The following is a 12894-nucleotide window of genomic DNA, read 5'->3' as shown; positions in this document are numbered from 1 at the left end:
CAATGATTCGCTTTGAACACGTCAGCAAGGCCTATCTCGGTGGGAGACAAGCGCTGCAGGGGGTGACATTCCACCTGCAGCCAGGCGAGATGGCATTCCTGACCGGCCATTCCGGCGCGGGGAAAAGTACCCTGCTCAAGCTTATCTGTGGGATCGAACGGCCAAGCGCCGGGAAAATCTGGTTCAGCGGCCATGAAATTAGCCGTCTTAAAAACCGCGAAGTGCCGTTTCTGCGTCGTCAGATTGGCATGATTTTCCAGGATCACCACCTGCTGATGGATCGCACCGTTTTCGATAACGTGGCGATCCCGCTGATTATTGCCGGTGCCAGCTATGACGATATCCGCCGTCGCGTCTCTGCGGCGCTGGATAAGGTCGGGCTGCTGGACAAAGCGAAGAACTTCCCGATCCAGCTCTCCGGCGGTGAACAGCAGCGCGTGGGGATTGCCCGTGCGGTGGTGAACAAACCTGCGGTGCTGCTGGCGGATGAACCGACCGGTAACCTGGACGATGCCCTGTCCGAAGGGATTTTGCGTCTGTTTGAGGAATTCAACCGCGTAGGGGTCACGGTACTGATGGCGACGCACGACATGGGGCTGATTTCCCGTCGTTCGTACCGCATGCTGACCCTGAGCGACGGGCATTTGCACGGAGGCCACGGTGAACAAGCGTGATGCAATGAACCAGATTCGGCAGTTCGGAAACCGGTTTGACCGTTTCCGTAAGCCGCAGGGCGGTGGTGACGGCAATCGTAATGCGCCTAAGCGCCAGAAAGCGGCGCCGAAGCCGGCCTCCCGCAAGACTAACGTCTTTAACGAGCAGGTGCGCTACGCTTTCCACGGCGCGCTGCAGGACCTGAAAAGCAAACCGCTGGCGACGTTCCTGACGGTGATGGTGATCGCCATCTCCCTGACGCTGCCAAGCGTCTGCTACATGGTCTATAAGAACGTCAACCAGGCGGCGTCGCAGTATTATCCGTCGCCGCAGATCACTGTTTATCTGGATAAAGCGCTCGACGATAACGCGGCGGCGCAGGTGGTCGGGCAGATTCAGGCCGAGCAGGGCGTGGAGAAGGTGAATTACCTCTCGCGCGATGAAGCGCTGGGCGAGTTCCGCAACTGGTCAGGCTTTGGCGGCGCGCTGGATATGCTGGAAGAGAACCCGCTGCCCGCCGTGGCGGTGGTGATCCCGAAGCTCGATTTCCAGGGTACCGATTCGCTGAACACCCTGCGCGACCGCATCACCCGCATCAACGGGATTGATGAAGTGCGCATGGACGACAGCTGGTTTGCCCGTCTTGCGGCGCTGACCGGCCTGGTGGGGCGCGTGTCGGCGATGATCGGCGTGCTGATGGTGGCGGCGGTGTTCCTCGTCATTGGTAACAGCGTGCGTCTGAGCATCTTCGCCCGTCGCGATACCATTAACGTGCAGAAACTGATTGGCGCAACGGACGGCTTCATCCTGCGTCCGTTCCTTTACGGTGGCGCACTGCTCGGTTTTTCCGGCGCATTTCTTTCACTGATATTGTCAGAAATTTTGGTGATGCGGCTTTCGTCTGCCGTCACTGAAGTGGCGCAGGTTTTCGGAACCAAGTTTGATATCAGTGGCTTAGGCTTCGACGAGTGCCTGTTATTGCTGCTGGTATGCTCCATGATTGGCTGGGTGGCTGCATGGCTGGCAACGGTTCAACATTTACGCCACTTTACTCCCGACTAATAAAAGCGTGATATAATCTTTCCCTGCACCGAGATGTTCGCTCTGCAGGGAAAGCGTCCCTGTTGTCTCTTCCCCTGTTATCATCTCCATGTCACATTTTGTGCGTAATTTATTCACTGTTGCACCTGGAACTTGTGGATAAAATCACTGTCTGATAAAAGAGTGAATGCTAATCTCGCTGCTCAAACGCTTTGGCATGGTTGTTGCCTGACGGGGACAACCTGGACCAGAAGAAACACTGAGAGGAATGAATGACCAAAGAAATGCAAACTTTAGCTTTAGCCCCTGTTGGTAACCTGGAATCATACATCCGGGCTGCGAACACCTGGCCGATGTTGACGGCCGAGGAAGAAAAGGAGCTTGCTGAAAAGCTGCATTACCAGGGCGATCTGGAAGCAGCGAAGAAGCTGATCCTGTCTCACCTGCGCTTTGTTGTTCACATTGCTCGTAATTATGCGGGCTATGGCCTGCCGCAGGCGGACTTGATTCAGGAAGGTAACATCGGCCTGATGAAGGCTGTACGTCGCTTTAACCCGGAAGTGGGCGTGCGACTGGTCTCCTTCGCCGTACACTGGATCAAAGCAGAAATTCATGAATACGTGCTGCGCAACTGGCGTATCGTGAAAGTCGCCACGACAAAAGCGCAACGTAAACTGTTCTTCAACCTGCGTAAAACCAAGCAGCGTCTGGGCTGGTTCAATCAGGATGAAGTGGAAATGGTGGCGCGCGAGCTGGGCGTATCCAGCAAAGACGTGCGTGAGATGGAATCCCGTATGGCCGCGCAGGACATGACGTTTGATATGTCCTCCGACGACGACGCATCTGACAGCCAGCCGATGGCACCGGTTCTGTATCTGCAGGATAAAACCTCTAACTTTGCTGATGGCATCGAAGAGGACAACTGGGAAGATCAGGCCGCGAACAAGCTGACCCATGCGATGGAAGGCCTCGACGAGCGTAGCCAGGATATTATCCGCGCCCGCTGGCTGGACGAAGATAACAAGTCCACGCTGCAGGAGCTGGCCGACCGCTACGGCGTTTCTGCGGAACGTGTCCGTCAGCTTGAAAAGAACGCCATGAAAAAACTTCGCGCCGCTATCGAAGCGTAATGTCCGCGAAGTAAGACGAGAACCCCTGGATGCGAATCCGGGGGTTTTGTTTTTTTAGCGCCCGCTCTGGCGAATTTCTCCCCCCTGGCAAACACTTACTGATGCGCTAAGCAGGCGACTTTCTCAGGGGGACAGGGTGAAAAATAACGAACTGAACGACCGGCGTTTACAGGCGACGCCGCGCGGCATCGGCGTCATGTGTAACTTCTATGCCGATAAAGCCGAAAACGCCACGGTGTGGGACGTGGAAGGCAACGAGTACATCGATTTCGCCGCCGGGATCGCGGTGCTGAATACCGGCCATCGCCATCCAAAAGTCATTTCCGCCATTGAAAAACAACTTCATGCGTTTACCCACACGGCCTACCAGATTGTGCCGTATGAGGGCTATGTGGCCCTTGCCGAGCGCATCAACCAGCGCGTGCCGATTGACGGCCCTGCCAAAACCGCCTTCTTCTCCACGGGCGCTGAAGCGGTTGAAAACGCGGTCAAAATTGCCCGCGCGTATACCAAACGCCCCGGCCTTATTACCTTTGGTGGTGCCTTCCATGGCCGCACCTTTATGACCATGGCGCTGACCGGCAAGGTCGCACCGTACAAGCTGGGCTTCGGCCCGTTCCCCGGTTCGGTGTATCACGCGCAGTATCCGAATGAACTGCACGGCGTCAGCACGGCGGAAGCGTTGAAAAGCCTGGAACGCATCTTTAAGGCGGATATCGCACCCGACCAGGTGGCGGCCATTATTCTCGAACCGGTTCAGGGAGAGGGCGGTTTCAACATCGCGCCCGCTGATTTTATGCAGGCCCTGCGCGCCCTGTGCGACACCCACGGTATTTTGCTGATTGCCGATGAGGTACAAAGCGGTTTCGCCCGCACCGGCAAGTTGTTCTCCATGGAGCACCACTGCGTAAAGCCGGACCTGATCACCATGGCAAAAAGCCTCGCGGGTGGGATGCCGCTTTCGGCGGTTTCAGGCCGTGCAGAGGTGATGGACGCGCCCGCGCCGGGCGGGTTGGGTGGTACCTACGCGGGTAACCCGCTGGCGATTGCCGCGGCTCACGCCGTGCTGGACGTGATTGACGAGGAAGATCTCTGCACGCGCTCGGCGCATCTCGGCCATCATCTGGTGGAAGTGCTTAATAAAGCGAAGGAAAACTGTCCTTTCATCGCCGACATTCGTGCCCAGGGCTCGATGGTGGCGGTAGAGTTTCACGATCCGCAATCCGGGCTGCCGTCGCCGGAATTCACTCGCCAGGTGCAGGAACGCGCACTGAACGAAGGGCTGCTGCTCCTGAGCTGCGGCGTTTACGGCAACGTGATCCGCTTCCTCTATCCGCTAACTATCCCCGAAGCGCAGTTCCGTAAAGCGCTGGACATTATCTCCGCGTCGCTGACACGTTAAAGCCTCAAGCCCGGCAGTAAATCCTGTCGGGCTTATCATATATTCATTTCAAATTAGCTATTCCAAAATCATAAAAATGGGGTATGTTTTAGCAGAGTATGCTGAAAAAGCGCGAACGGCACACCAATAACTGAAATAAAGCGCTGCACAACAACATCACAACAATCGTAATAACCATAATAATGGGGAATCTCAGGATGAACATGAAGGGTAAAGCGTTACTGGCAGGATGTATTGCGTTGGCATTCAGCACCATGGCACAGGCAGACATTAAAGTGGCTGTTGTTGGCGCAATGTCCGGTCCGGTAGCACAGTACGGTGACCAGGAGTTTACGGGCGCTGAACAGGCGGTTGCAGACATTAATGCTAAGGGCGGCATCAAGGGCGAAAAACTGCAGATCGTAAAATACGATGATGCCTGTGACCCGAAACAAGCGGTCGCGGTGGCGAACAAAGTGGTCAACGACGGGATCAAATACGTTATCGGTCACCTGTGCTCCTCTTCCACGCAACCAGCGTCTGACATCTACGAAGACGAAGGCATTCTGATGATCACCCCGGCGGCAACCGCACCTGAGCTGACCGCGCGCGGCTATAAGCTGACCCTGCGCACCACCGGTCTGGACTCTGACCAGGGCCCAACGGCGGCTAAGTACATTCTGGAAAAAGTGAAGCCGCAGCGTATCGCGATTGTTCACGATAAACAGCAGTATGGCGAAGGTCTGGCCCGTGCGGTGCAGGATGGTCTGAAGAAAGGCAATGCCAACGTGGTCTTCTTTGACGGGATCACCGCTGGCGAGAAAGACTTCTCCACGCTGGTGGCGCGTCTGAAGAAAGAGAATATCGATTTCGTTTACTACGGTGGCTACCACCCGGAAATGGGCCAGATCCTGCGTCAGGCGCGTGCGGCAGGTCTGAAAACCCAGTTCATGGGTCCGGAAGGCGTGGCAAACGTGTCTCTGTCTAACATCGCAGGTGAATCCGCGGAAGGCCTGCTGGTGACCAAGCCGAAGAACTACGACCAGGTGCCTGCGAACAAACCTGTCGTTGACGCCATCAAGGCGAAGAAACAGGATCCAAGCGGCGCGTTCGTCTGGACCACCTACGCAGCGCTGCAGTCTCTGCAGGCGGGCCTGAACCAGTCAGCCGATCCGGCTGAGATTGCCACCTGGCTGAAAGCGAACACCGTCGAAACCGTCATGGGACCACTCTCCTGGGACGCGAAGGGCGACCTGAAGGGCTTCGAGTTCGGCGTGTTTGACTGGCATGCCAATGGCACGGCGACAGACGCCAAATAAAAGCAAAAAGGCAACGCAAGTTGCCTTTTTTAATGTTTTCTCCCTCTCCCCGTGGGAGAGGGCCGGGGTGAGGGCACCAGGCCGCACCGCACGCATCAGGCCGCACAAATCAACCCTGGCGCTTCTCCCACCCGCTCTCCTGCGCCGTAAACCCTAACGCCTGCATAAACGCCGCCATCACGCCGCGGTCTTCCACGCCCACGTCGGCCATCCACCAGGAGGTCACGCTCGGGTTTTCGCGGATCACTTCTTCAATCAAATACTGCCCTACACCACGCCGGCGGGTGACGTCGCGCACGCGCAGGGAGTCCAGCGCCCCTTCCGTGCCGCTCAGGGTCACGCGAACGGCGGCCAGCAGGCGCTCGTTAAAGCGCGCGGCATAGATGCGGTGATTCTCGTCGACGGCCAGCGACGAAGGGGAATATTCCGGCCAGATCTTGCCCAGGTCGATATGATCCTGGTCGCTAAAGGTCACCAGACGCACGATAGTCAGTTTCATTAGCTGCGTGTCCAAATCAAAAAGAGTACGGCCAGTGTACTCAATTTATTTGCTCAGGCGCTGTATCTTTTTATTCCCATTTGCCAGGTGATTAGTTTTTTGGCAACGCAATGGGCAGTTTGAAAACACATGGATCGAAAAATAAGCAGAATTTTAACCTGAAGGGCAGTGATTTATTCGGCGCTTTGTACCGTTATTTTATGCTGCAAACTGCACTTTTATTTGTTTATCTCTGCCTTATTTCAGAATATTATCTTTGCTTAATCGCCTGAAAAATAGAGATTTTAGTCTGGTTTTTGACAAAAAACTGCGCTAAACCATTAAGGGCACTGGTAAAAATAGCGTTGTTCATTAAAAGTACAGAATGCTTTTTAACCATAATAAAACAAAATATAAACACGACATCACGAATGGGGATTCTGAGATGAAAAGGAACGCGAAGACGTTAATCGCGGGGATGGTCGCACTGTCGATCTCGCATGCCGCTATGGCAGACGACATTAAAGTTGCGGTAGTGGGCGCGATGTCCGGTCCTGTTGCCCAGTGGGGTGACATGGAGTTCAACGGCGCGCGTCAGGCCATCAAAGACATCAATGCTAAAGGCGGCATCAAAGGCGACAAGCTGGTGGGCGTGGAATATGACGACGCCTGCGATCCAAAACAGGCCGTCGCGGTTGCCAACAAAATCGTCAACGACGGCATCCAGTACGTCATCGGTCACCTGTGTTCATCCTCCACGCAGCCCGCGTCTGATATCTACGAAGACGAAGGCATCCTGATGATCACCCCGGGCGCCACTAACCCTGAGCTGACCCAGCGCGGCTACCAGCACATTATGCGCACCGCCGGTCTGGACTCCTCGCAGGGACCCACCGCTGCCAAATACATCCTCGAGACCGTCAAGCCGCAGCGTATCGCCATCATCCATGACAAACAGCAGTACGGCGAAGGCCTGGCGCGTTCCGTGCAGGACGGCCTGAAAAAAGGCGGGGCGAACATCGTCTTCTTCGACGGCATTACCGCCGGTGAGAAAGACTTCTCCGCGCTGATCGCCCGTCTGCAAAAAGAGAACATCGACTTCGTTTACTACGGCGGCTACTACCCGGAAATGGGGCAGATGCTGCGTCAGGCGCGCGCCACCGGCCTGAAAACCCAGTTTATGGGGCCAGAGGGCGTGGGCAACGCCTCTCTGTCGAACATCGCGGGGGATTCTGCCGAAGGCATGCTGGTGACGATGCCAAAACGCTATGACCAGGATCCGGCCAACAAAGCTATCGTGGATGCGCTCAAGGCGCAGAAGAAAGATCCGAGTGGTCCATACGTCTGGATTACCTACGCGGCCGTGCAGTCGCTGGCCACCGCGCTGGAGCGTACCGGCAGCAAAGAGCCGCTGGATCTGGTGAAAGATTTAAAAGCACACGGGGCGAACACCGTGATTGGGCCGCTGAACTGGGATGAGAAAGGCGATCTGAAGGGATTTGAGTTTGGTGTCTTTAAGTGGCACGCCGACGGTTCGTCCTCGGCCGCCAAATAATTATCCCACCGCCCGGCTCTCCGGGCGGGTATAAAAAGGTTTGCATATGTCCGAGCAGTTTCTCTATTTCCTGCAGCAGATGTTTAACGGCGTTACGCTGGGAAGCACCTACGCGCTGATCGCCATCGGCTACACGATGGTTTACGGCATTATCGGCATGATCAACTTCGCCCACGGCGAGGTGTACATGATCGGTAGCTATGTCTCCTTTATGATCATCGCCGCGCTGATGATGATGGGTATCGACAGCAGCTGGCTGCTGGTCGCCGCCGGGTTTGTCGGCGCGATTGTGATTGCCAGCGCCTACGGCTGGAGCATCGAACGCGTGGCCTACCGGCCGGTGCGCAGCTCCAAGCGCCTGATTGCGCTCATCTCCGCCATCGGTATGTCCATTTTCCTGCAAAACTACGTCAGCCTGACCGAAGGCTCGCGCGACGTGGCGCTGCCAAGCCTGTTTAACGGCCAGTGGATTGTGGGGGCCAGCGAAAACTTCTCGGCCTCTATCACTACCATGCAGCTGGTGATCTGGGTGGTGACCTTTATCGCGATGCTGGCCCTGACGCTGTTCATCCGCTACTCCCGCATGGGACGCGCCTGCCGCGCCTGTGCGGAAGACCTGAAGATGGCGAGCCTGCTCGGCATCAACACCGACCGCGTGATCGCCCTGACCTTCGTGATCGGCGCAGCGATGGCGGCGGTGGCGGGCGTGTTGCTCGGCCAGTTCTACGGCGTAATCAACCCGTACATCGGCTTTATGGCCGGGATGAAAGCCTTCACCGCGGCGGTACTGGGCGGCATCGGCAGCATTCCGGGCGCGATGATCGGCGGCCTGATCCTGGGCGTGGCGGAAGCGCTCTCCTCGGCGTACCTGAGCACCGAATATAAAGATGTGGTGTCGTTTGCCCTGCTGATTCTGGTTCTGCTGGTGATGCCTACCGGTATTCTGGGCCGTCCGGAGGTAGAGAAAGTATGAAACCGATGCATTTTGCAATGGCGCTGTTCTCTGCCGCCATGTTCTTCGTGCTGGCGGCCGTCTTTATGGGCGTCCAGTTAGGGCTGGACGGTACGAAGCTGGTGGTGGATACCGCTCCCGACATCCGCTGGCAGTGGGTGTTTATCGGCACCGCTGTGGTGTTCCTGTTCCAGCTGCTGCGCCCGCTGTTCCAGAAGACGCTGAAAAACGTCTCCGGGCCGAAATTCGTCCTGCCAGCGATCGACGGTTCTACCGTGAAGCAGAAGCTGTTCCTCGTGGCGCTGCTGGTGGCCGCCGTGGCGTGGCCGTTCGTGGTGTCGCGCGGCACCGTGGATATCGCCACCCTGACTATGATTTACGTGATCCTCGGTCTCGGCCTGAACGTGGTCGTGGGGTTGTCTGGTCTGCTGGTGCTGGGCTACGGCGGCTTCTACGCCATCGGCGCCTATACCTTCGCGCTGCTGAACCACTATTACGGTCTCGGCTTCTGGACCTGCCTGCCGCTGGCGGGGCTGGTCTCTGCCGCCGCGGGCTTCCTGCTCGGCTTCCCGGTGCTGCGCCTGCGCGGTGACTATCTGGCGATTGTGACCTTAGGCTTCGGCGAAATCGTCCGTATCCTGCTGCTCAACAACACCGAAGTGACCGGCGGCCCGAACGGCATCAGCCAGATCCCGAAACCGACCTTCTTTGGCCTGGAGTTCAGCCGTACCGCCCGTGAAGGCGGCTGGGATACCTTCAGCAACTTCTTTGGCATCAAATACGACCCGTCCGACCGCGTAATCTGGCTTTACCTGGTGGCGCTGCTGCTGGTGGTGATCACCCTGTTCGTGATTAACCGTCTGCTGCGCATGCCGCTGGGCCGCGCGTGGGAAGCACTGCGCGAAGATGAAATCGCCTGCCGCTCCCTGGGCCTGAACCCGACCCGCATCAAGCTGACCGCGTTTACCATCAGCGCCGCGTTTGCCGGTTTCGCCGGAACGCTGTTTGCCGCGCGTCAGGGCTTCGTTAGCCCGGAATCGTTCACCTTTGCCGAATCCGCCTTTGTGCTGGCGATTGTGGTGCTCGGCGGGATGGGCTCGCAGTTTGCCGTTATCCTCGCGGCCATCCTGCTGGTGGTCTCGCGCGAGCTGATGCGCGACTTTAACGAATACAGCATGCTGATGCTGGGTGGTTTGATGGTGCTGATGATGATCTGGCGTCCGCAGGGTCTGCTGCCGATGACCCGTCCACAGCTGAAGCTGAAACGTACTCAGGTGAAAGGAGAGCAGGCATGAAGCCTTTATTATCCGTTAACGGCCTGATGATGCGTTTTGGCGGCCTGCTGGCGGTCAACAACGTGAATCTGGATCTGCACAAAAAAGAGATTGTCTCCCTGATTGGCCCGAACGGCGCGGGAAAAACCACGGTCTTTAACTGTTTGACCGGCTTCTACAAGCCGACGGGCGGCACCATCATGCTGCGCGACCAGCACCTTGAAGGGCTGCCGGGCCAGCAGATCGCCCGCATGGGCGTGGTGCGTACCTTCCAGCACGTGCGTCTGTTCCGCGAGATGACGGTGATTGAGAACCTGCTGGTGGCACAGCATCAGCAGCTGAAAACCGGGCTGTTCTCCGGCCTGCTGAAAACCCCGGCCTTTCGCCGCACGCAGGAAGAGGCGCTCGATCGCGCCGCCACCTGGCTCGACCGTATCGGTCTGCTCCAGCACGCTAACCGACAGGCGAGCAACCTCGCCTACGGCGATCAGCGTCGCCTGGAGATTGTGCGCTGCATGGTGACGCAGCCGGAGATCCTGATGCTCGACGAACCGGCGGCAGGCCTCAACCCGAAAGAGACCAAAGAGCTGGACGAGCTGATTGCCGAGCTGCGCGATCATCACGACACCACCATTCTGCTGATTGAGCATGACATGAAGCTGGTGATGGGCATTTCGGACCGTATCTACGTGGTAAATCAGGGCACGCCGCTGGCGAACGGCACGCCGGAAGAGATCCGCAACAACCCGGACGTGATCCGCGCATACCTTGGTGAGGCATAAGATGGAAAAAGCGATGTTAACGTTCGACAAGGTCAACGCGCACTACGGCAAGATCCAGGCGCTGCACGACGTCAGCCTGCACATCAATCAGGGCGAAATCGTCACCCTGATTGGCGCCAACGGCGCGGGGAAAACCACGCTGCTCGGCACCCTGTGCGGCGACCCGCGCGCCACCAGCGGGCGGATTGTGTTTGACGGTAAAGACATTACCGACTGGCAGACCGCCAAAATCATGCGTGAAGCGGTGGCGATTGTCCCGGAAGGGCGTCGCGTGTTTTCCCGCATGACGGTGGAAGAGAACCTGGCGATGGGCGGGTTTTTCGCCCACCGGGATGAATACCAGACCCGCATCAAGTGGGTGTACGAGCTCTTCCCGCGCCTGTGGGAGCGCCGTATTCAGCGAGCGGGCACCATGTCCGGCGGGGAGCAACAGATGCTGGCGATTGGCCGCGCGCTGATGAGCCAGCCGCGCCTGCTGCTGCTGGACGAGCCGTCGCTCGGTCTTGCGCCGATCATCATCCAGCAGATTTTCGACACCATCGAGCAGTTGCGTAAAGAGGGGATGACCATCTTCCTCGTCGAGCAGAACGCCAACCAGGCGCTGAAGCTCGCCGACCGTGGCTACGTGCTGGAGAACGGTCGCGTGGTGCTGGAGGATACCGGCGACGCGCTGCTGGCGAACGAAGCGGTGCGCAGCGCGTACCTCGGAGGCTAAGCCGTCTGTATTGCCCGGTGGCGCTTACGCTTACCGGGCCTACGGTATCGAGTAGGCCGGGTAAGGCGAAGCCGCCACCCGGCTTTTTCACATAAACCCCTTCACACAACCATCATCCCCCTGACGCCTGGCTGTCACTTATCTGTAAACAAACAGTTATTTTTCTGTAATTCGAGCATGTCATGTTACCTCGCGAGCATAAAACGCGTGATATCGCGCATCCGGCACAATAAGAGAGATGACAATGACATCGTTACGACACACAGCTTTGGGTCTGGCACTGGGTCTGGCTTTTGCGACGAACGCAATGGCTGTGACCACCATTCCGTTCTGGCATTCCATGGAAGGGGAGTTGGGTAAAGAGGTTGACTCCCTGGCGCAGCGTTTCAACGACACCCACCCGGATTACAAAATTGTGCCGGTGTACAAAGGTAACTACGAGCAGAGCCTGAGCGCGGGCATCGCCGCCTTCCGTACCGGCAACGCGCCAGCCCTGTTACAGGTTTATGAAGTGGGTACTGCCACCATGATGGCCTCCAAAGCCATCAAACCGGTCTATGAAGTGTTCAAAGAAGCGGGCATCAACTTCGACGAATCGCAGTTCGTGCCGACCGTAGCGGGTTACTACACCGATTCCAGAACCGGCCACCTGCTGTCTCAGCCGTTCAACAGCTCTACGCCGGTGCTGTACTACAACAAAGATGCCTTCAGGAAAGCCGGTTTAGACCCGGAGCAGCCGCCAAAAACCTGGCAGGACCTGGCCGAGTACACCGCGAAGCTGAAAGCGGCGGGGATGAAGTGCGGCTACGCCAGCGGCTGGCAGGGCTGGATCCAGATTGAAAACTTCAGCGCCTGGCACGGCCTGCCGGTTGCCACCAAAAACAACGGCTTCGACGGCACCGACGCGGTGCTGGAGTTCAACAAGCCGGAGCAGGTGAAGCACATTGCGCTTCTGGAAGCACTCAACAAGAAGGGCGACTTCAGCTACTTCGGGCGTAAAGACGAGTCCACCGAGAAGTTCTATAACGGCGACTGCGCCATTACTACCGCCTCGTCCGGCTCGCTGGCGGATATCCGTCACTATGCCAAATTCAACTACGGCGTGGGCATGATGCCGTACGACGCTGACGTGAAGGGCGCGCCGCAAAACGCCATTATCGGCGGGGCGAGCCTGTGGGTGATGCAGGGTAAAGACAACGGCACCTACAAAGGTGTAGCCGAGTTCCTCGACTTCCTGGCGAAGCCTGAAAACGCGGCCGAGTGGCACCAGAAGACTGGCTACCTGCCGATCACCAAAGCCGCGTACGACCTGACCCGCGAGCAGGGCTTCTACAGCAAGAACCCGGGCGCGGACATCGCGACGCGTCAGATGCTGAACAAGCCGCCGTTGCCGTTCACTAAAGGCCTTCGTCTGGGCAACATGCCGCAGATCCGAACCATCGTGGATGAAGAGCTGGAAAGCGTGTGGACCGGGAAGAAAACGCCACAGCAGGCACTGGATTCAGCGGTAGAGCGCGGGAATCAGCTGCTGCGCCGTTTTGAGCAGTCGACGAAGTCTTAATTAAAACCTTACCCCTCACCCTAACCCTCTCCCCTTAGGGGAGAGGGGACTG

At 57.5% G+C, this 12894-nt stretch carries 12 protein-coding genes; 11 read left to right on the top strand and 1 reads right to left on the bottom strand.

Annotated features, from left to right (window positions below):
- Nucleotides 1-2 precede the first annotated feature (2 nt).
- From ftsE to livJ, 5 genes are all read left to right on the top strand, one after another.
- Nucleotides 3-674 carry a cell division ATP-binding protein FtsE gene (gene ftsE / locus ACWKXT_RS19735; RefSeq protein ID WP_003861525.1) on the top strand — a complete coding sequence of 224 codons (672 nt, stop codon included), beginning with the start codon at nt 3-5 and terminating at the stop codon, nt 672-674.
- Nucleotides 661-1716: a permease-like cell division protein FtsX gene (ftsX, locus tag ACWKXT_RS19730; protein WP_119916543.1), complete on the top strand. Its 1056-nt coding sequence runs from the start codon at nt 661-663 to the stop codon at nt 1714-1716. The genes ftsE and ftsX overlap by 14 nt, the downstream gene beginning before the upstream one ends.
- 251 nt (nt 1717-1967) lie before the next feature.
- The gene (gene rpoH, locus ACWKXT_RS19725; protein ID WP_028015143.1) at nt 1968-2825 is read left to right on the top strand and encodes an RNA polymerase sigma factor RpoH; all 858 of its coding nucleotides are present in this window, start codon (nt 1968-1970) and stop codon (nt 2823-2825) included.
- Nucleotides 2826-2961: 136 nt separating this feature from the next.
- A complete protein-coding gene (locus ACWKXT_RS19720) occupies nt 2962-4227 on the top strand; it encodes a 4-aminobutyrate--2-oxoglutarate transaminase (RefSeq protein ID WP_454529242.1) in 1266 nt (421 codons plus the stop codon).
- A gap of 197 nt (nt 4228-4424) precedes the next feature.
- Nucleotides 4425-5525 carry a branched chain amino acid ABC transporter substrate-binding protein LivJ gene (livJ, locus tag ACWKXT_RS19715; protein WP_454529241.1) on the top strand — a complete coding sequence of 367 codons (1101 nt, stop codon included), beginning with the start codon at nt 4425-4427 and terminating at the stop codon, nt 5523-5525.
- Nucleotides 5526-5634: 109 nt separating this feature from the next.
- Here the strand turns inward: livJ and panM are convergent, their stop codons facing one another.
- Nucleotides 5635-6024, bottom strand: a complete 390-nt coding sequence (gene panM / locus ACWKXT_RS19710; RefSeq protein WP_333017568.1) for an aspartate 1-decarboxylase autocleavage activator PanM — start codon at nt 6022-6024, stop codon at nt 5635-5637.
- Between the two features lie 424 nt (nt 6025-6448).
- On the opposite strand from panM, the gene livK reads away from it, so the two are divergent.
- The 6 genes from livK to ugpB all read left to right on the top strand — a co-directional run bounded on the left by livK (nt 6449) and on the right by ugpB (nt 12842).
- Entirely contained in the window at nt 6449-7558 is a 1110-nt protein-coding gene (gene livK / locus ACWKXT_RS19705) for a high-affinity branched-chain amino acid ABC transporter substrate-binding protein LivK (protein WP_063145308.1), read from the top strand.
- Between the two features lie 46 nt (nt 7559-7604).
- Entirely contained in the window at nt 7605-8531 is a 927-nt protein-coding gene (livH, locus tag ACWKXT_RS19700) for a high-affinity branched-chain amino acid ABC transporter permease LivH (RefSeq protein WP_013099131.1), read from the top strand.
- Entirely contained in the window at nt 8528-9805 is a 1278-nt protein-coding gene (locus tag ACWKXT_RS19695; RefSeq protein ID WP_454533167.1) for a high-affinity branched-chain amino acid ABC transporter permease LivM, read from the top strand. Before livH ends, ACWKXT_RS19695 begins: the two co-directional genes overlap by 4 nt.
- A complete protein-coding gene (livG, locus tag ACWKXT_RS19690; protein ID WP_003861544.1) occupies nt 9802-10566 on the top strand; it encodes a high-affinity branched-chain amino acid ABC transporter ATP-binding protein LivG in 765 nt (254 codons plus the stop codon). Before ACWKXT_RS19695 ends, livG begins: the two co-directional genes overlap by 4 nt.
- A gap of 1 nt (nt 10567) precedes the next feature.
- Nucleotides 10568-11281, top strand: coding sequence for a high-affinity branched-chain amino acid ABC transporter ATP-binding protein LivF (gene livF, locus ACWKXT_RS19685; RefSeq protein WP_006812273.1), 714 nt, complete (start codon nt 10568-10570; stop codon nt 11279-11281).
- Nucleotides 11282-11525: 244 nt separating this feature from the next.
- Nucleotides 11526-12842: a sn-glycerol-3-phosphate ABC transporter substrate-binding protein UgpB gene (gene ugpB / locus ACWKXT_RS19680; RefSeq protein ID WP_454529239.1), complete on the top strand. Its 1317-nt coding sequence runs from the start codon at nt 11526-11528 to the stop codon at nt 12840-12842.
- Nucleotides 12843-12894: the final 52 nt, after the last annotated feature.

It is taken from the genome of Enterobacter sp. UPMP701 (assembly GCF_053709515.1).
The sequence above is the reverse complement of the archived record's forward strand: the minus strand, read 5'-3'. Positions and strand labels throughout refer to the sequence as shown.